This window comes from Cupriavidus oxalaticus, assembly GCF_038900635.1.
GTDB classification, from domain to species: Bacteria; Pseudomonadota; Gammaproteobacteria; order Burkholderiales; family Burkholderiaceae; genus Cupriavidus; species Cupriavidus oxalaticus_B.
In genome coordinates, this window is the sequence record NZ_JAYMRX010000021.1 from 69,883 (window position 1) to 88,541 (window position 18,659).

Below are 18,659 nucleotides of genomic sequence, written 5' to 3' on the forward strand. Positions count from 1 at the left end.
GCAGGGTCGAAAAAAAACCGCCGCGAAGGGCGGCGGTTTTCTCCGTGGCGAGGCGCGGAAGCCGCGCCCGCTGCAGCAGCAGCTTAGGCAGCCGGCGTTTCGCCTTCGCCCTCGGCAGCGCCTTCGGCGGCCGAAGCAGCGCCAGCCGGCAGCGAGATGCTGGCGATGGCGGGGTTGTCGTCACCGTGGGTGATGACGGTCACGCCCTTCGGCAGCTTCAGGTCGGCGAGGTGCAGGGTCTGGCCCAGTTCCATCGCGCCGACGTCCACTTCGATGAACTCAGGCAGGTCGGCCGGCAGGCACGACACTTCCAGGTCGTTGACGATGTGGTTGACCAGGCCGTGGCCCAGCTTCACGCCAGGAGCGGTTTCCTGGTTCATGAAGTGCAGGGGCACCTTGACGTGGATCTTGTCGTTGGCCGACACGCGCTGGAAATCGACGTGCAGCACCAGCGGCTTGAACGGGTGCATCTGGAATGCGCGCAGCAGGGCCTTTTCCGACTTGCCAGCAACTTCCAGGTCCAGGATCGACGAGTGGAACGCTTCCTTCTTCAGGGCGTGCCACAGCGCGTTGTGATCCAGTTCGATCATCTTCGGCTCGGCGGCGCCGCCGTAGATGATGCCGGGGGTCTTGCCCGAATTGCGCAGGCGGCGGCTCGCACCCGTACCCTGTACGCTACGCTCGAAAGCGACAACTTTCATGATGACTCCAAAGTAAAGAAGGCTGTCCGCGACCAGACAGCCTCGTTGCGGCGCAAACAAGAGAATCAGCGCCGATCAAGTCACGTTGGCCGCCGCAATACGGCGGCCAACGCAGCAAAGCTTTAAATTCTATCAGGAACCCGCAAACAGCGACATGATCGAGTCGCCCTTGACGATGCGGGTGAAGGTCTCGGCCAGCAGCGGGGCGGTCGAGAGCTGGCGAATCTTGCCGCACTTGGCTGCTTCTTCGGACAGCGGGATGGTGTCGCACACCACCACTTCGTCCAGCGACGAGTCGGCGATGCGGGCGGCGGCGCCGCCGGACAGCACCGGGTGCGTACAGTATGCAAACACCTTCAGCGCACCACGTTCCTTCAGCACCTGGGCGGCCTTGCACAGCGTGCCGCCGGTGTCGATCATGTCATCCATGATGACGCAGTTGCGGCCTTCGACTTCACCGATGATGTTCATCACCTCGGCCACGTTAGCCTTGGGACGGCGCTTGTCGATGATCGCCAGGTCGCAGTTCAGTTCCTTGGCCAGCGCACGCGCACGGACCACGCCGCCGACGTCCGGCGAGACCACCAGCAGGTCGCCGTAGTTCTTCTCGCGCAGGTCGCCCAGCAGTACCGGCGATGCGTAGATGTTGTCGACGGGAATATCGAAGAAGCCCTGGATCTGGTCGGCGTGCAGGTCCATCGTCAGCACGCGCTCGACACCGGCCACTTCCAGCATGTTGGCCACGACCTTGGCCGAGATCGCCACGCGCGCCGAACGCGGGCGGCGGTCCTGGCGGGCATAACCGAAGTAGGGCATGGCGGCGGTGATGCTGCGTGCCGAGGCGCGCTTGAGCGCGTCGACCATCACCATCAGTTCCATCAGGTTGTCGTTGGTCGGCGCGCAGGTGGACTGCAGCACGATGACGTGCTTGCCGCGAACGTTTTCCTGGATTTCAACCTGGACTTCACCGTCGGAGAAACGACCAACCTGGGCCTTGCCCAGCGGAATGCCGAGGTGCTGTACGACAGCCTCCGCGAGTTTGGGGTTGGCGTTGCCGGTAAATACCATCAAGCCTTCGCTGCTCATTCGGGGCACCTGTCTTGCTGCTGGGGGAGCTTGGTGTCACCGGCGAAGCCGGTGACTTGGAAGATATCGTGTTCCGTTAGGACACTATAGGAAGTAATGGCAGGGGAAGAAGGATTCGAACCTTCGAATGCCGGAATCAAAATCCGGTGCCTTGACCAACTTGGCGACTCCCCTACACAACCGGGCCGTTCTTCGTGGTACCAATCTGCCGTACCGCGCCGAACGATAATTTGCTATGCGAGCGCTGCGAGCGGGTGATTTGCCAGACTCCTGACACACCTGCCGTCCCATTCGGGAGGCAACCTTTCCAAAACCTGCTGCGCTGTCTTTGCGTCAGAAAAACGCGCAAACACGCAGGCTCCGGAACCGGTCATCCTGGCATGCTGATTGTATTGCTTCAGCCATTCCAGGGCTCGGGCGACTTCGCCGAACTTCGCTGTTGCTATCGGTTCCAGGTCGTTGCGACCGAAATCGAATTTGTTTGTGCGAGCAGCGAAGACCGCAATTATGGAGAGGGGCGTATCCCTTGTCAAGCGCTGGTCCGAAAAAATTTCAGACGTGGGCACATGTTGTTTCGGATGGATGACCACGAACCAGCTTTCGGGCAACTCCACCGGGGTCAGTTGCTCGCCCACGCCCTCGGCGAATGCGTTCCGGCCGAGCACGAACACTGGCACGTCCGCACCCAGCGCCAGGCCGATGCGCATCAGTTCCTCGCGCGACAGGCCCAGGCCCCAGAGGTGGTTCAGCGCAAGCAGCGTGGTCGCGGCGTCCGACGAGCCGCCGCCGATGCCGCCGCCCATCGGCAGCACCTTGTCGATCTCGATGTCGGCGCCGAAGGGGGTGCCTGTAGCCGCCTGCAACGCGCGCGCGGCGCGCACCACGAGGTCGCTGTCGGCGGGCACGCCCGGCACGTCGGTGACGCGCGCCACGACGCCGTCGTCGCGCCGGCGGAAATGCAGCGTGTCGCACCAGTCGACCAACTGGAACACGGTCTGCAGCGTGTGGTAGCCGTCGGCGCGGCGCCCGGTCACGTGCAGGAACAGGTTGAGTTTTGCGGGCGCGGGACAGTCGCGCAGTTCGGCCGGCGGCAGTGCCGGGGTCCGGTCAGGGGTCATGGCGTCTGGGGATCGATGACGAGCCGCACCGACAGCGGATTGCTGCCGGAGTCGCGCGCGAGGTCGATGCGGCGCGGCAGCGCCGCGGCGGTGCTTGCGGGCTGGGTGTCCTGCCACGCGAGGTAGCGCACGGTCCAGCCGTTCTGCGCCAGCGTCGACAGGCGCCCCTGCTCGTCGCGCGTGGTGCGCGCGGGGGATCCCTGCGCGGCGCGGCCGTGCAGCCAGTCGCGCATGCCGGCCACCGGCAGCGCGAAGCCGAGCGCCTCTTCCATCAGCGTGTCGACCTCGGGCGCATTGCGCGGCGGCTGGTTGGGCAGGTCCAGCGTGGCGCCGGACGGCGTGGCCGTGACCACCGCCAGCGTCTGGCCCAGCGGCGAGACCAGGTCGAGCCGCACGTTGCGGCCTTGCTCTTCCCAGCGGAAGCTTCCGGTCACGCCTTCGTCGCGGCCGTAGCGCTGGTAGTTGGCCGAGAAGCGGCCGGTGTATTGCTGGCTTGCGCTGGAATCCCCGGCATCAAAGCCGCGCGATGGTGCCACGCTGGCGCACGCCTGCAGCAGCAACGGGGCGCCCAGGCAAAGCAGTGCCAGGCGTCTGGTTCGATTCATGGGCATGGTCGTGGAGCGGCGGCGCGCGGCCGCGGCCGCCGGACTGACGGAAATCGCGTGCCGCGCCTGGCAACGCAAGCGCGGCAAGCGGGGTGACGGGATTGCTTACTTGGCCAGCTGCACGTCGAACTTGTACCTGCGCAGCGTATCGACCAGGGTTTCGTTCTCGGGATCGATGCGCATGGCCTCGGTCCAGGTCTTGCGCGCTTCCTCGTGCTCGCCGAGCTGCCACAGCACCTCGCCCAGATGCGCGCCGATCTCGGCTTCGGGCGCCTTGGAGTAGGCGTTGCGCAGCAGGTCCGCTGCGGGGCGCAGCTCGCCCATGCGGAATTTGACCCAGGCCAGGCTGTCCATGATGTAGGGATCGTCCGGGCCCAGCTCGGTTGCGCGTTCAAGCAGCATGCGCGCTTCCGGCAGCCGCTCGTTGCGGTCGGCGAGCGAATAGCCGAGCGCGTTGTAGCCCTGCTTCTGCTGCGGCTGCAGCGCGATCACGCGGCGCAGGCCTTTTTCCATGCTGTCGTAGCGCTTCTGGCGCTCGTCGAGCATGGCCAGCTCGTAGATCCAGTCGGCATTGTCGGGCTCGGCGGCGACGCGGTCGTTGAGCAGCTTGCGGGCGCGGTCATAGGCCTTGGTCTCCATCAGCGTGGCCACCTCGGCCTGGCGGATCGCCATGACGCGCTGCGCGCGCTGGCCCGGGTCGGGGATTTCGTCGGCATCGGCAAGCATCTCGCCGAACAGTGCCTGGGCATCGTCCAGCTTGCCCAGGCGGGCCAGCAACTGCGCGCGCTTGGCGGTGGCCGCGGGGGCCAGGCGGATGTCCTCGATGCGGTCCAGCCACTGGATCGCGCCGGCATAGTCCTTACGTTCCTCGGCAATCTGCGCCAGGTACTGGTAGGCGATGTCGGGATTGGCAGTGGGTTGCTTCTCTACCAGCTGCAGGTACTCCTGCAGGTATTGCTCGGCTTCGCTGTAGTTCTTGGCCTGCAGGCTGGTCAGCCCCAGCGCCAGCGGCACGCGGGGATCGGCGGGCGCCACCTTGCGCAAGGTCTCGAACTCTTGCCGTGCCGCCTGCATGTCGTTGCGCAGCAGGTACAGCCGTGCCAGCGTGATATGGCCGTTGACCGAATCGGGCGACTTGTCGAGGAAGCGCTTCAGGATGGCGACGGCTTCGTCGGGTTCCTTTTCGGCGCGCAGCTCGGCGGCCATCAGCGCGGCGGCCTCATAGCCCGGCCGCAGCTTCAGCGCCTGGTCGAGCGCGGCGATCGCGCCCGGCACGTCACCGGCGATTTCGCGCGCGCGCGCCAGCGCCACATGGGTTTCCGGCAGTTTCGTATCGTTGCGCGTCAGTTCCTGCAGCAGCGCGGCCGCCCCGGCGGGATCGCTGGTGCGCGACAGTTGCTGCTGCATCTGCAGGATGGCGTCGCCGCGGTGGCTGGCGGGCACGGCGGCCAGCTGCTGCTGCAGCAGCGGGCGGGCATCGTCCCAGCGTCCGTTCAGCACCAGCAGCGTCGACAGGACCTGCGCGGCAGCGGGCGAAGTGGGCGAGATTTCACGCCACAGCCGGGCCGCGTCCAGCGCCTGCTGCGGAATGCGCGCGTTGAAGGCGATCTCGGTGGCGCGCTGCGCGAAGCGCGGGTCGCGCGTCTGCCGCGCCAGTTCGAGGTAAGTGCGGTAGGCTGGCCCGACCAGGCCGCGCTGCATGGAAATCTCGGCGGCCAGCACCATGTAGACGATGTCGTCGGTCAGTTCCAGCGACGGCAGCTGGGTGCGTGCCGACTTGCCGGTGCTGCCCGCGGGGCGAGCATCGTCGGCGGCGGCGAGCTGCATCGGCGCAAGCTGCGGCAGCGGCACGTCGCCGGCCGGGGGTGCCGCATGCGCGGCGCCCGCCAGGGTGAGCAGTGCCGCGGCGCCCAGCGCACGTGCGTGGCGACGGGTTCTGGCAAAGGCTCCTGCGACGCCTGCTGTGCGCGAAAATACCCCCTCGTGCGCGCGGATGCCGCACTTTGAGGCTTGCAATGTGGCGTCCGGCATCAGGTCCGGCGTCAGGTCCAACTTCAGGTCCGACATGTATCGAGTGCTCCGGCGCGCGCTGGCGAAGGAATGGATAAAGGCATTGTAGCCTGCCGCTACAATGCGCTGCTTGGCGCGCTGGCCCACGGCCAGCAAGGCCGGCAGGAGTTTGGAGCGGTAACCAACGGAGAGGTTCGATGCCTGAATTGCCCGAGGTCGAAGTGACCCGGCGCGGCCTGCTGCCGCATGTGGTGGGGCGGCGCATTGAAGCGGTGACGGTGCGCCACCGCGGGCTGCGCTGGCCGGTCGAGCCGGACCTCGAAACCCGACTGGCACAGCGCGTGGTGCGCCGGATCGAACGCCGCGGCAAGTACCTGCTGCTCGAGTGTGTCAGCGACGATCCCGCCGAACCGGCCGGCTGGTTGCTGGTGCATCTCGGCATGACCGGCACGCTGAGGGTGTTGCCGCAGGCGCCGCCGCCAGGCGCCCACGACCACCTGGACATGGTGCTGGCCGCTGCTGCCGAGGGTGCAGGGGATGCAGAGGGCGCCGGGCGCCCGCTGGTGCTGCGTTTCCGGGATCCGCGCCGTTTCGGCGCGGTGCTGTGGACCACGCTGCCCGAGCACGAACTGCCCTCCCACCCGCTGCTGCGCACGCTCGGCATCGAGCCCTTCGATGCTGCCTTCGACGGCGCCTGGCTGCACCGGCACACGCGCGGCCGCAGTGCCGCCATCAAGACGGTCTTGCTGGCCGGCGGCATCGTGGTTGGGGTCGGCAACATCTACGCGTCGGAAAGCCTGTTCCGCGCCCGCATCCGGCCGACCACGCCGGCCGGCCGCCTCAGCCGCGAGCGTTGCGACCGGCTGGCGCAGGCGGTGCGCGAGACCCTGGCGCAGGCGATCGAACGGGGCGGCAGCACGCTGCGCGATTTCGTCGGCAGCGACGGCGCCAGCGGCTACTTCCAGCTCGATTGTCTGGTCTACGACCGGGCCGGCCAGCCATGCCGCATCTGCGCCACGCCGGTACGGCAGATCGTGCAAGGCCAGCGCTCCACGTTCTACTGTCCCAAGTGCCAGCACTGACCGGCGGCTGACGTTGAGATGCGCCGTGTGGCGCACAATGCGCGCCGGCGGCGATTGTCGATGGCTCGGCGCAACACTCTGCCCGCACGTCATTCGCGAGGGACGCGAATTCCACAAAACCGCTGTGGAAACCTGTATCGTGTGCGCAGTTATAAAAAGTTACAAAAATGGAACAGATTGGCTCGCCCGAGGACCGCGGCGGGCCGGCAGTGCGGGAACACGGGCACGCCTCCGCCGGCGGCGGCCCCGAGGCAAAAACCGAGTCAGCCGAACAGCTCATGACAACGCTCGCCCACCAATTCGAACAATACGGCGCCTGGAGAACGGGGGTCCTCCAGTCCCTGGCCGAATTCCAGTCGTGGCTGCAGCAGCACGACCTGTATGACGCTCAGGCTGACGACCGCGTGCAGCGCATCCAGAACGTGCTGCGCAGCGACCGGCTCAAGGTCGCCTTCATTGCGGAGTTCTCGCGCGGCAAGAGCGAGCTGATCAATGCGATCTTCTTCGCCGACTACGGGCGCCGCATCCTGCCGTCGTCGGCGGGCCGCACCACGATGTGCCCGACCGAGCTGCGCTACGACGAGGCCGAGCCGCCCTGCATCCGGCTGCTGCCGATCGAAACGCGGCTGCAGGACGCGTCCACCGCCGACTTCCTCGAGGCGGGCCCGTCGACACACTGGCATACGGTGCCGCTGGACCCATCTTCGCCCGAGGGCATGCTCGAAGCCTTCCAGCACGTGGTCCAGACCGTGCGCGTGCCGCCGCAGCAAGCCGAGGCGCTGGGCCTCTACCATGAGAGCGACCCCGATGCCGCATACGCGGTCGATGCCGAGGGCATGGTCGAGATCTCGCGCTGGCGCCATGCGGTGATCAATTTCCCGCACCCGCTGCTGCGCCAGGGGCTGGTTATCCTCGACACGCCGGGGCTGAACGCGATCGGCACCGAGCCCGAACTGACGCTGCGCCTGATCCCCGACGCGCACGTGGTGGTGTTCGTGCTGGCTGCCGATGCCGGCGTGACCAAGAGCGACCTCGAGCTGTGGCGCACGCACGTTGACGCCGGCCACCGGCGCGGCTGCCTGGCCGTGCTCAACAAGATCGACGGGCTGTGGGACCCGCTGCGCCAGCCGTCCGAGATCGCGAGCGAGATCGGGCGGCAGGTCTCGAGCACGGCGCAGGTGCTGGGCATCGAGCAGGCGCGTGTCTATCCGGTGTCGGCGCAGAAGGGCCTGGTGGCAAAGGTCACGCACGACGACGCGCTGCTGGCGCGCAGCGGCTTGCCGGAGTTCGAGCATGTGCTGTCCGACCAGCTGATCCCGCGGCGGCGCGATATCGTTTCGGACCAGGTTCAGCGCCAGGCGCAGGACATGGCGCGGGCCGCGCAGCAGCTGCTGCAGAGCCGCCGCCGCGATATCGTCGAGCAACTGTTCGAGCTGCGCGGGCTGCGCGGCAAGAACCACGCGATGGTCAAGCACATGCTGATGCGCGTGCAGGCCGAAAAGGAAGAGTTCGAGCAGAGCATCAGCAAGTTCCAGGCGCTGCGGCTGGTGTTCGGCCGCCACAGCGCCGACATCATCAAGAGCCTGCAGCTGCGCGACGTGCGCCGGACCATGCGGGCCGCGCGCGAGCAGATGAAGGAGCGCTTTTTCTCGCGCGGCCTGCGCGAGGACATGGATGCGCTGTTCGCCCAGCTCACCGCGCTGGTGACCGATGCAGACAGCAAGATCGGGCAGCTGCACCAGCTGATCGAAAGCATGTACCGGCGCTTCAATGCCGAGCATGGCTTCACGCTGCCCGCGCCGATGCAGTTCACCGCCGAGCGCTACGTGGCCGAGCTGCAGGAAACGCTGCGGCTGGTGCATGCGCACTTCGGCACGGTCAGCATGCTGACGCGCTCGCGGCCGCAGCTGGTGCAGAACGCATTCAGCACCATGGCCAGCCGCGTGCTGGAAAACTTCCGCGACCTGAATCGCGATATCGAGGTGTGGCTCAAGTCGGTGATGACGCCGCTGGAGGCGCAGGTGCGCGAGCACCAGAAGCAGCTGCGCCGGCGCGTCGATTCGATCGAGCGCATCCATGAAGCGACCGATACGCTGGAAAGCCGTATTGCGCAGCTCGAGGAAGTGCTGAACGGGCTGGATGAACGCAGCGGGAAGATCGAAGGGTTTGCGCAGCGGTTGCTGCGGCCGGCGACCGGGACGGAGCAGGCGAGCCTGGCGGTGGCCTGACGGGAAGGAAGCGGCTGGCGGGAATCGGTTTCCGGGCCGGTATATCATGTAGCGCCGCGCACAGCGGCGCTTTTTTTTATGACGACGTTCGCATCCCCCGAGAGCGATGCAACGCCGGTCGTCAACACCAGGCTTCACACCACTGGCCGTACCCCATGCCCCGCAAGTCCGCCCCCCGAGCCACCGCAGCCATTCCCGACGACATCCACGTGCCGCCCGATTTCGGCGCACGGGTCGTCGACTGGCAACGCGTCCACGGCCGGCACGACCTGCCGTGGCAAAACACGCGCGACGCCTACCGCATCTGGCTGTCGGAAATCATGCTGCAGCAGACCCAGGTCAGCGCGGTGATCGAGTATTTCCAGCGCTTTGTCGCCACGCTACCGACGGTGCAGGCATTGGCCGCCGCGCCTGCCGACCAGGTGATGGCGCTCTGGGCCGGGCTCGGCTATTACTCGCGCGCGCGCAACCTGCACCGCTGCGCCATGCAGGTGGTCAGCGAGCACGGCGGCGTTTTTCCGACCGATCCCGCGGTGCTGGCGACGCTGCCCGGCATCGGCCGCTCGACCGCGGCGGCGATCGCCGCCTTCAGCGCCGGCGTGCGCTCGCCGATTCTCGACGGCAACGTCAAGCGCGTGTTTGCGCGCTGCTTCGGCATCCATGGCCATCCGGGCGAGCGCGCGGTGGAAACGCGCATGTGGCAGCTGGCCGGGATCGCGCTGCCCGCAGCGGGACCGCGCCAGGCCGAAGACATGGTTGCCTATACGCAAGGGCTGATGGACCTCGGCGCGACGGTCTGCTCGCGCGGCAAGCCGGCGTGCCTGGCAGATCCCGGCGCGTGCCCGCTGTCCGCCGACTGCGTTGCGCGCCGCGAAGGGTTGACCGGCGTGCTGCCCACGCCAAAGCCGCGCGCCGCGATCCCCGAGCGCAGCACGGTGATGCTGATGGTGCGCCGTGAGCGTGAAGTGTTGTTGCGGCTGCGCCCCGACAGCGGCATCTGGGGCGGCCTGTGGAGCCTGCCGGAGATGCCGGTCGACACCGTGCCCTTCGATGCGGAAGCCGCCGAAGCCGCCGCGCTCGACTACGCCCGCGCCTACGGCGCTCCCGTGCGCGCCGCGATGGCGGGCGAACTGACCCATGTCTTCACGCACTTCCGCCTGTTGATTCGCGCGATTCGCGTTGATGTGGGCACAGGGGAGGTGATGGTGCGGGACAGCGCCACGGATGCCGCGCAACGCTGGCTCTCGCTCGACGATCTCGATGCGCTGGGCACGCCCGCGCCGGTGCGCAGGCTGCTGGAAGAGCAGGCCCGCGGCGGGCTGTTCTGAAGCCGAACCTGCCGCTCAGACGATGTGGTTCTGCCGCATGTAGCGGTGCACGATCTCGATGCGCATGCCTGCGTCAGGCAGCGCCATCAGCATCTGCTTGGCTTTCAGCGGCACCGGCAGCAGTTCGCATAGCCGGTTGGCGACCCAGCTGGGATCGTCCCACAGGTAAGGTTCGTCGAACGGCATCCGGTCGGGCTGCTCGGCATGCAGCCGCGTCACGATCCGGCGCAGCGCGTCCAGGCATTCGCCCAGCAGTTCGAGCTTGCAGTCGATGATATCGGCGGGCAGAACTTCGGCACGCGCGACCAGCAGGCCGTCGTCGCGGGTCTCGTGGCTGATGATCTGGAAACGCTCGCGCCCGCGCGCGCGGATCAGCAGCACGCCCAACTGCTCCATGTTGCAATCGACGATGTCGGCCAGGCAGCCCACGGTCTCCGGCACGGTCGCCTTGCCTGGCCGCGCCACTTCGTCGCCGCTCTCGATCAGGCAGGCGCCGAACGGCGTGCTGTCGCGCAGGCAGTTGCGCACCATGTCGACATAGCGCGCCTCGAACACGCGCAACGGCAGCCGTCCACCGGGAAAGAGCACGGTGTGCAGCGGGAACAGCGGGAGGTTGTCTAGCGTCTGCGGCTCGGGGTCGGACCCGGCGGACGAGGTGGGGCGGTAAAGGTCGGTGGAAGACATGCGGTGCCAGCGTGCATAAGGGGATGCAGTGGGATGCCAGGATGCAGCAACGGCGCGCCGCCGGACCGTACGCCGCGCCGCCGATGCCCGTAGGCTCGCACGCTTGGCGTCAGCCCGCCGGCGCGAGCTCTCGGTGTCTCACCAGCACATTACCATGCGCGCGGAAATAGTTGGCAAGCCTTTCCGCAATATAGACCGAGCGATGCTGGCCGCCGGTACAGCCGATTGCGACAGTCAGGTAGCTGCGGTTGTCGGCGATGAAACTCGGCAGCCACTTTTCCACATAGGCGCGGATATCCTCGGCCATCGCCAGCACCATCGGCTGCGCCTGCAGGAAATCGATGACCGGCGTGTCGCGCCCGGTCAGCGGGCGCAGCGCCAGGTCGTAATAGGGGTTGGGCAGCGAGCGCACGTCGAACACCATGTCGGCGTCGCTGGGCACGCCGTGCTTGAAGCCGAAGGATTCGAACAGCAGCGTCAGGCGCTCGCTGTCGTTGCGGATCAGCTCCTTGATCCAGCTGCGCAGCGTATTGGTGCGCACATTGCTGGTATCGATGCGGTGCGCGGCCTCGGCCAGCGGGCTCAGCAGCTCGCGCTCCATTTCGATCGCTTCCATCAGCGCGGTGTCGTTGAACGCGGGCTCGCCCCCTGGGCTCACCACGCCGCCATCGGTACGGATCGAAAGCGGATGGCGCCGGCGCGTCTCCGAGTAGCGCTGCACCAGCGCGTCCGTGCTGGCCGTCAGGAACAGCACCTCGACCTGGTGCTCGCCGGCGAGCGTACGCACGGTATCGGGCAACTGGTCGAGCGACTCGCGGCTGCGGATGTCGGTGGCAACGCCCAGATGCGTATAGCCCTGGCTGGAGAGGTAGCGGGCCAGTTCCGGGATGAACTGCGCCGGCAGGTTGTCCACGCAGTAGTACCCCGCATCTTCGAGGACGTTCAGTGCGACGGACTTGCCGGAACCGGAAATGCCGGTGATGAGGATGATGCGCATAGCAACTGAAGCATAGCATCACGTGATGGCCGCGTCATGACAGCGGGATGACTGCGGACGCGGAAACAACGATGGCGAACCTCGCGGTTCGCCATCGTTGCTTGCCCGGAAGGGGACTGGCCTCAGGCCGACTTCGACAGGCACTCCTTCATGTACGCCTTGTATTCATCGCCCTTCTTGCCCTTGCCTTCCTTGCTGCAGGCGGCCATCTTTTCCTGCTGGGTCTTGGGCGTCGCGTCTGACTTGGCCGACAGGCATTCCTTCATGAACGCCTTGCGCTCGTCGCCCTTCTTGTCGCCGGCCTGCGCATTGCAGGTCTTCATCTTTTCCTGCTGCGCGGTGGGCGCCTTGGCGGCGTCCTTTGCCGGGGCGGCCGGTGCCGACGCCGACTGGGCGAAGGCCACGGATGCCAGCAGCGGGGTGACCAGCGCGCACATCGCGATCAGTTTCTTCATGCTTGCTCTCCTTGGTGTGGAAAACATCGTGGCCGCACGGTGTCAGGGGCTTGTGGCGGCCTTGGAATGGGCTCGATGCCCATTACAGCACAAAACGGAAGACCGGATGCTGGCGTTGACGGCGGGGGAGGCCGCCGTTGTAAGCAATTGAAAGCGCCTGCGCGGGCAATCAGCCGCAATCAGCCGATCAGAGCAGGCGGCCCTGGCCGCGCGAGACCGCATCGGCCTGCATCGCGGCGCGCTGGCGGTCCATGAAATCGCGCAGCGTGTCGATGCCGCGCAGGCGCAGGATGGTGTTGCGCACCGCGGCCTCGACCAGCACGGCGAGGTTGCGGCCGGCCGCCACCTGGATCTTGACCATGTGGATCGGCAGGCCCAGCACGTCGAGGTATTGCGAATCGAGCGGCAGGCGCTCGAACTCGCCGTCGTTGCGGCGCACCAGCTGCACTACCAGCTTGATCTTCATCTTCCGGCGCACCGCGGTCTCGCCGAAGATGGTCTTGATGTCGAGCAGGCCCAGGCCACGCACTTCAAGCAGGTTCTGCAGCAGCGGCGGGCAGCGCCCCTCGATGAAGTCCGGCCCGAGCCGTACGAAGTCGACCGCGTCGTCAGCCACCAGGCCGTGGCCGCGCGAGATCAGTTCCAGGCCCAGTTCGCTCTTGCCCAGGCCCGATTCGCCCATGATCAGCACGCCCATGCCGAGGATGTCGAGGAACACGCCGTGCATGGTCACGCGCGGCGCGGAAATACGTGACAGGTACAGCCGCAGGTGGTCGATCACCGCGGCCGACGATACCGGCGTGGTGAACAGCGGCGTGGAAGAGCGCGTGCAGCGCAGTTCCAGGTCGGGCGGCGGCTCCATGCCGTCGGCCACCACCAGGAAAGGCGGCTCCAGCAGGATCAGCTCGCCCATCTGGCGCTTGCGGATATCGTCGTCCAGCCGCTGGTAGTAGGTGATCTCGGGCTTGCCGAGCACCTGGATGCGGTTGGGGTGGATCAGGTTCAGGTGGCCCACCAGGTCCGCGGCGGAGGTGGCCTCGCGGGCGAATTCCACGTCGAAGGCGCGGTCCGCACCTTCCAGGCCGGCCACCCATGAGAGTTTGAGGTCGGCTGCGTTGTCGTCGAAGATGGACTGGGAGGTGACGCCGGTGAGTTCCATTCGGGTATGACGTGTGGGGCGGTGTGCCAGGCGCTGTGCCTGTCCGGTCTGTGCCGGCCCGTTCGGGACAGATCAGGGGATCAGGGATGCCATTCGGTCAGCAGCTGGTGCACGGCTTCGGAAGTGGGCAAGGTCGCCAGCCCTTCGCGCATGTCGCGGTCCGACAGCAGCTGCGCGATCTCGGACAGGATTTCCAGGTGCTGCTGCGTGGCCTGTTCCGGCACCAGCAGGAAAATCAGCAGCGATACCGGCTTGCCGTCGGGCGATTCGAACGGGATCGGCTCGGCCAGGCGCATGAAGGCGGCCAGCGGCTGCTTCAGGCCCTTGATGCGGCCGTGCGGGATCGCCACGCCGGCGCCGAGTCCGGTGGAGCCCAGCGACTCGCGCGCGAACAGGTTGTCGGTCACGGTGGCGCGCGCCACGCCATGATTGTTCTCGAAGAGGAGCCCGGCCTGCTCGAACACACGCTTCTTGCTGGTGACGCTGACGTCGAGGGTGATGTTGCCGGGTGGCAGCAATTTGGCCAAACGATTCATGGGCGATGCGCAGGAGTTCAGTTAGCGGGCGGATCCGCCGTTCCGCCGGGCAGTGTGGGGCTCAGGGGCTGCCGGTCGCCGGCAACGCCGAGGCGTCCGGCCATTATAGAGCAGCGGCCTCCCTCTGATTGTGCAGCGCAGCGCCGTCCCGTGGGCGTCCGCACCTATACCGGGCGCGGGCAGGATGCGGCTCTGCATGTATGGCGCAGCATACACCCTGCTGCGGCCGTTGCGAACACTCCGTCTCAAACGGGTGACAGGCCTTTGCGCTGGCGCCACAGCGCCGCAGGCGCAAAAAAGCCGCGCTATGCGCGGCTTGCCTGTTCAGTCTTGATTCAGCGGCCCTCTGCGGGGCCACCGGGCACGCTCATTGCTGCATCTGCGCTGCGGCCATCTGGTACTTGACCGCTTCGCGGTCGTGGCCTTGCACGCGGTCCTTGTAGCGCAGTACCTGACGGTCCAGCTTGTCGACTAGTGCGTCGATCGCTGCATACAGGTCTTCATGATGCGCTTCAACGAAGATGTCCTTGCCCCTGAGATGTAGATTGATTTCCGCATATTGCCGCCTGTCCTTTTCCTTGTGATTGTCGACAGAGAGCAGCACGCTAACGCCAATGACCTGATCGAAATGCCTGACGATTCGCTCCAGCTTCGTTTCCACGTACTCACGCAACGGCGGCGTGATGTCAAGGTGGTGTCCACTGATCTTGAAGTTCATAGCGCTTCTCCTTCTGAAAGAGCCTCACCAGGCAGGCGGTGGGCTCGGCTACAAAGACTTGCGGAGATTCACTGCGGGGATCTTCAGGGCTTCGCGATATTTGGCAACGGTGCGACGTGCGACAACGAAGCCTTGCTCACCCAGCAGTTCGGCGATGCGACTGTCGGAAAGGGGATTCCTCGGGTCTTCGGCTCCTATCAGTTGCTTGATCAAGGCGCGGATGGCCGTTGATGAAGCCGCGCCACCGGTTTCGGTGGACACGTGGCTGCCGAAGAAGTACTTCAGTTCGAAAGTACCCATCGGCGTTGCCATGTATTTATTGGTCGTCACCCGGGAGATGGTTGACTCGTGTAATCCCAGTGTATCGGCAATCTCACGCAAAACCAAGGGGCGCATGGCGATTTCGCCGTGCGTGAAAAAGTTCTTTTGACGCTCGACAATGGCCTGCGAGACACGCAGGATCGTGTCGAAACGTTGCTGGATATTCTTGATCAGCCAGCGCGCTTCCTGCAGCTTCTGCTGCAGGCCTGCCGTACCCGACTCGCCCTTGGCGCCGCGCAGGATCTGCGCGTACATGTCGTTGATGCGCAGCCTGGGCATCACGTCCGGATTGAGCTGCGCGATCCAGCCGCTTCCGCTCTTGCGCACGAACACATCGGGCACGACGAAGTCCGCCTCGGGGCGGCTGTATGCGTGGCCCGGGTAGGGTGCGAGCGAGCGGATCAGTTCGTGTGCGGCCTTGAGTGCAGGCTCGTCAACCTGCAGCGCTTTTTTCAGGCGCGTGTAGTCGCGCACTGCCAGCAGCTCGAGGTGGTTGTGCACGATGTTCAGCGCCAGTTCGCGCTGTGGGTGCTGCAGCCGGCGCAATTGCAGGCCCAGGCATTCGGACGCGTTGCGCGCGCCCACGCCCGGCGGGTCGAAGCTTTGCAGCAGCGTCAGCATCGCCTGCACTTCCTCGATCTCGAATTCGAGTTCTTCCGGCAGTTCGGCGCAGATCTCTTCGAGCGTCGCGCTGAGGTAGCCGTCGTCGTCGAGCGATTCGATTAGGAAGATGGCCAGGCCCTTGTCGCGCACCGAAATCTTCAGCGGCGTCAGCTGTTCCATCAGGTATTCGCGCAGCGTGGGCTCGGCCTCGCGCAACTGCATCGGCGTCTTCTCGTCTTCGTCGCCTTGCGGGCGGCGCGCGAAGTCGTCAAGGCTCCAGTCGCCGCCATAGTCGTCGCCGCTGTTGCTGTCGCCATAGCTGTCGTCATCGCCCGCGCCATCGGCGCGCGCCTCGCCATTGCCTTGCGGTTCGGCCGCTGCCGGTGCCGGCGCGCTCTGCAAGTTGACCGAGCCGTCGGCGGCCACACGCAGTGGGCTTTCGATCCAGTCGTTCTCGCGTTCGAGCAGGGGGTTTTCTGTGAGCGCCTGCTCGACTTCCTGCTGCAGTTCCAGCGTCGAAAGCTGCAACAGCCTGATCGACTGCTGCAATTGCGGCGTCAGTGCCAGGTGCTGGGAGAGGCGGAGCTGTAGCGACGGTTTCATGCGACCTATTTTATGCGCATCTTTCCGTTGTTGGAACGGAAATTGCTATCAATGTCGCGGCTTGATCGACGCCGGCAGTGGGCTGTCCCACACGCAGATGATGGGGCTGAAAGCAGGCAGAATCAATGCCTGCCCGTGCGGGCAGGCGGGTACATCACATGCGGAAATTTTCGCCCAGGTAGACGCGCCGCACCGATTCGTTGGCGATGATCTCTTCGGGCCGCCCCGCGGCCAGCACGGTGCCTTCACTGATGATGTACGCGTGGTCGCAAATGCCAAGTGTTTCGCGCACGTTGTGGTCGGTGATCAGCACGCCGATGTTGCGCGCCTTCAGGAAACTGACGATGCGCTGGATCTCGCCCACTGCGATCGGGTCCACGCCGGCGAACGGTTCATCCAGCAGGATGAAGCGCGGCGACGATGCCAGCGCGCGCGCGATTTCCACGCGGCGGCGTTCGCCGCCGGACAGCGACAGCGCCGGGTTGTTGCGCAGGTGCGCGATCTGCAGGTCGTCGAGCAGCGAGTCGAGCCTGCGGTCGATCTCGGCCCTGGCCAGCGGCTTGCCGTTCTCCACCTGCAGCTCCAGCACGGCGCGGATGTTTTCCTCGACGTTGAGCTTGCGGAAGACCGACGCTTCCTGCGGCAGGTAGGACAGGCCCATGCGCGCGCGTTCGTGGATCGGCAGGCCGCTGATGTGGTCGCCGTCGAGCACGATATCGCCCTCGTCCAGGTTCACCAGCCCCACGATCATGTAGAACGAGGTGGTCTTGCCCGCGCCGTTGGGGCCGAGCAGGCCGACCACTTCGCCGCTCTTCACGTCCAGCGAGACATCCTTGACCACTGTGCGCGAGCCATAGCGCTTCTTCAGGTGGCGCACGACCAGCGTGCTGCCGCCTTCGAGGACGGCCGTGGCTTGGACGGAAGGCTTTTCGGCGATGGTGGCGGTATCGGTCATTGGCACAGTCTGGCGTTCAGCGTTTCAGGCGGGGATGCGGTCCCCGCGAGGCGTCAGGGTTTGTTGGCGGGAGCGGGCGCCGGCTTCAGGTCCAGCGGCGAGCCGCTGCCCGAACCCTGCGCATTCGGGTCCTGCCGCGGCGACAGCACCGCGCGCACGCGGCCCGACGGATTGGCGGCCGAGGTGTTGTCGCCGCCGCCGGCAGCCGTGTAGAACTCCTTGCGGCTGTCGTAGGTCAGCACCGCGCCGCGGATCTCGTCGAGCATCTTGGCGCCCTGCAGGCGCGCCATGCGCGCGTGGCCGATCAGCTTGGACAGCTCCTGCTTGCCGTCGTATTCGATGCGGTCGCCCCAGCCGTCGATGTACTCGTCGACGCCCTCGCGCTTCTGCCGGATATAGGCCTGCTTGCCCGCCTTGGCGGTGGCCACCGCGAACTGGTACCCCTCGGGGTCGGTGCGCAGCTCAGCCGCATCCGACTTCAGGATCATCGTGCCCTTGGTCAGCACCACGTTGCCGGTGAGCGTATAGATCTGCTTGACGTCGTCGTAGCTGGCGTTGTCGGCCTCCAGCACCATCGGCTTGTCGCGGTCCGCGCGCTCGGCCAGCGCGGGCTGGGCCAGCAGCAGGCCGAAGGCCATGGCCGTGGCGAGCAGGGCCGGGGCGGCGTGTCGACGGGACGAAATCGTCAGGGATGCAGTCATGTTGGCAGCGATGGCTAGAGGGCGTGGTGATGCGGGTTAGGGCGAGTCAGGGCGGGTCGGGCAGGTGTTGCGGGGCGGACAGGGCGCGCCGCGCATTGCCGTTGCCGGCGGCCCGCCGCGCGGGCCAGGTCAGGGTCCCGGCTTACGGCCCGGGGACGGCCCGGTGACGATGGTGCCGCGTACATTGCCGAGCAATTGTACTTCGCGGGTGACGTTGTTGAAGATCAGCCCGTTCGCGGTCATCACCGAAGGGCCGCGCGTCAGCTTCACCGGCTTGTCGGTCTTGACGATGTCGTCATTGACCAGCAGCTGGAAATAGCTCGACGCGGCGGTCAGCTGCGGGTCCTTGGACGGGTCGGCGCCCTGCTGGCGCAGCACATGGCCGTTGCCGTACAGGTCGATCACCGAGCCTTCGGCGTTCATGCGGCCAAGGTCGGCCCGTGCGGTCACCGGCGGACGGTCCGGTTCATAGGCGCGCAGCGCTGGGCGCGTGACCTCGTAGGTCTGGTCGTCCTCGAAGTGGACCATGCGCTCGCCGGTGAAACGGATCTTGGTGCTGCCGTCCTGCGCCAGTTCCGTGGCCGAGAAACGGTCCATGAAATAGTCCGGCTCGTGCTTCTTGGTCGCCTGCGTGTCCTGGCTTTCCTTGGGCGAGTTGATCTGCACCAGCCAGAAGGTGCTGCCGGCGACGATGGCCATCAGCAGCAGCGGCAGCAGGCGCATGACGATGCCGCTGAGGGAGGCGATGAGTGCCTGCATGATGTGCTTG

The 18,659-nt window shown here is 66.3% G+C and carries 18 protein-coding genes and 1 tRNA gene; 3 read left to right on the forward strand and 16 right to left on the reverse strand.

Annotated features, from left to right (window positions below):
* Window positions 1-83 precede the first annotated feature (83 nt).
* From VSR71_RS26490 to VSR71_RS26515, 6 genes are all read right to left on the reverse strand, one after another.
* Window positions 84-701: a 50S ribosomal protein L25/general stress protein Ctc gene (locus VSR71_RS26490; RefSeq protein WP_342916740.1), complete on the reverse strand. Its 618-nt coding sequence runs from the start codon at window positions 699-701 to the stop codon at window positions 84-86.
* Between the two features lie 132 nt (window positions 702-833).
* Window positions 834-1,787 carry a ribose-phosphate pyrophosphokinase gene (locus tag VSR71_RS26495; protein WP_209756396.1) on the reverse strand — a complete coding sequence of 318 codons (954 nt, stop codon included), beginning with the start codon at window positions 1,785-1,787 and terminating at the stop codon, window positions 834-836.
* A 97-nt stretch (window positions 1,788-1,884) separates the two neighbouring features.
* Window positions 1,885-1,961, reverse strand: a tRNA-Gln gene (locus VSR71_RS26500).
* A 59-nt stretch (window positions 1,962-2,020) separates the two neighbouring features.
* Complete coding sequence (ispE, locus tag VSR71_RS26505; protein ID WP_342916741.1) at window positions 2,021-2,905, reverse strand: 4-(cytidine 5'-diphospho)-2-C-methyl-D-erythritol kinase; 885 nt, start codon at window positions 2,903-2,905, stop codon at window positions 2,021-2,023.
* Complete coding sequence (gene lolB, locus VSR71_RS26510) at window positions 2,902-3,510, reverse strand: lipoprotein insertase outer membrane protein LolB (protein WP_342916742.1); 609 nt, start codon at window positions 3,508-3,510, stop codon at window positions 2,902-2,904. The genes ispE and lolB overlap by 4 nt, the downstream gene beginning before the upstream one ends.
* A 105-nt stretch (window positions 3,511-3,615) precedes the next feature.
* Window positions 3,616-5,577, reverse strand: a complete 1,962-nt coding sequence (locus VSR71_RS26515; RefSeq protein ID WP_342916743.1) for a tetratricopeptide repeat protein — start codon at window positions 5,575-5,577, stop codon at window positions 3,616-3,618.
* Between the two features lie 140 nt (window positions 5,578-5,717).
* Here VSR71_RS26515 and mutM point away from each other — a divergent pair, with 140 nt between their 5' ends.
* The 3 genes from mutM to mutY all read left to right on the forward strand — a co-directional run bounded on the left by mutM (window position 5,718) and on the right by mutY (window position 10,158).
* Entirely contained in the window at window positions 5,718-6,602 is an 885-nt protein-coding gene (mutM, locus tag VSR71_RS26520) for a bifunctional DNA-formamidopyrimidine glycosylase/DNA-(apurinic or apyrimidinic site) lyase (RefSeq protein WP_342916744.1), read from the forward strand.
* Between the two features lie 278 nt (window positions 6,603-6,880).
* Complete coding sequence (locus VSR71_RS26525; RefSeq protein ID WP_342916745.1) at window positions 6,881-8,830, forward strand: dynamin family protein; 1,950 nt, start codon at window positions 6,881-6,883, stop codon at window positions 8,828-8,830.
* A gap of 155 nt (window positions 8,831-8,985) precedes the next feature.
* Window positions 8,986-10,158, forward strand: a complete 1,173-nt coding sequence (gene mutY, locus VSR71_RS26530; RefSeq protein ID WP_342916746.1) for an A/G-specific adenine glycosylase — start codon at window positions 8,986-8,988, stop codon at window positions 10,156-10,158.
* Between the two features lie 15 nt (window positions 10,159-10,173).
* Here the strand turns inward: mutY and VSR71_RS26535 are convergent, their stop codons facing one another.
* The 10 genes from VSR71_RS26535 to lptC all read right to left on the reverse strand — a co-directional run bounded on the left by VSR71_RS26535 (window position 10,174) and on the right by lptC (window position 18,649).
* Window positions 10,174-10,842, reverse strand: coding sequence for an LON peptidase substrate-binding domain-containing protein (locus VSR71_RS26535; RefSeq protein WP_342916747.1), 669 nt, complete (start codon window positions 10,840-10,842; stop codon window positions 10,174-10,176).
* Between the two features lie 109 nt (window positions 10,843-10,951).
* Window positions 10,952-11,839: an RNase adapter RapZ gene (gene rapZ, locus VSR71_RS26540; protein ID WP_342916748.1), complete on the reverse strand. Its 888-nt coding sequence runs from the start codon at window positions 11,837-11,839 to the stop codon at window positions 10,952-10,954.
* Between the two features lie 122 nt (window positions 11,840-11,961).
* A complete protein-coding gene (locus tag VSR71_RS26545; RefSeq protein WP_342916749.1) occupies window positions 11,962-12,294 on the reverse strand; it encodes a PsiF family protein in 333 nt (110 codons plus the stop codon).
* Between the two features lie 187 nt (window positions 12,295-12,481).
* Window positions 12,482-13,453: an HPr(Ser) kinase/phosphatase gene (hprK, locus tag VSR71_RS26550; RefSeq protein WP_063236682.1), complete on the reverse strand. Its 972-nt coding sequence runs from the start codon at window positions 13,451-13,453 to the stop codon at window positions 12,482-12,484.
* 80 nt (window positions 13,454-13,533) lie between these two features.
* Entirely contained in the window at window positions 13,534-13,989 is a 456-nt protein-coding gene (gene ptsN, locus VSR71_RS26555) for a PTS IIA-like nitrogen regulatory protein PtsN (protein ID WP_029046777.1), read from the reverse strand.
* 367 nt (window positions 13,990-14,356) lie between these two features.
* Window positions 14,357-14,707 (reverse strand): ribosome hibernation-promoting factor, HPF/YfiA family, encoded by a 351-nt coding sequence (gene hpf / locus VSR71_RS26560; protein ID WP_029046778.1) that lies wholly within the window; start codon window positions 14,705-14,707, stop codon window positions 14,357-14,359.
* 48 nt (window positions 14,708-14,755) lie between these two features.
* Complete coding sequence (locus VSR71_RS26565; RefSeq protein ID WP_342916750.1) at window positions 14,756-16,234, reverse strand: RNA polymerase factor sigma-54; 1,479 nt, start codon at window positions 16,232-16,234, stop codon at window positions 14,756-14,758.
* A 154-nt stretch (window positions 16,235-16,388) separates the two neighbouring features.
* Window positions 16,389-17,189: an LPS export ABC transporter ATP-binding protein gene (gene lptB, locus VSR71_RS26570; RefSeq protein WP_342916751.1), complete on the reverse strand. Its 801-nt coding sequence runs from the start codon at window positions 17,187-17,189 to the stop codon at window positions 16,389-16,391.
* Window positions 17,190-17,242: 53 nt separating this feature from the next.
* Window positions 17,243-17,890 carry a lipopolysaccharide transport periplasmic protein LptA gene (gene lptA / locus VSR71_RS26575; RefSeq protein ID WP_342916752.1) on the reverse strand — a complete coding sequence of 216 codons (648 nt, stop codon included), beginning with the start codon at window positions 17,888-17,890 and terminating at the stop codon, window positions 17,243-17,245.
* 129 nt (window positions 17,891-18,019) lie between these two features.
* Entirely contained in the window at window positions 18,020-18,649 is a 630-nt protein-coding gene (lptC, locus tag VSR71_RS26580; RefSeq protein ID WP_342916753.1) for an LPS export ABC transporter periplasmic protein LptC, read from the reverse strand.
* Between the last annotated feature and the right edge of the window lie 10 nt (window positions 18,650-18,659).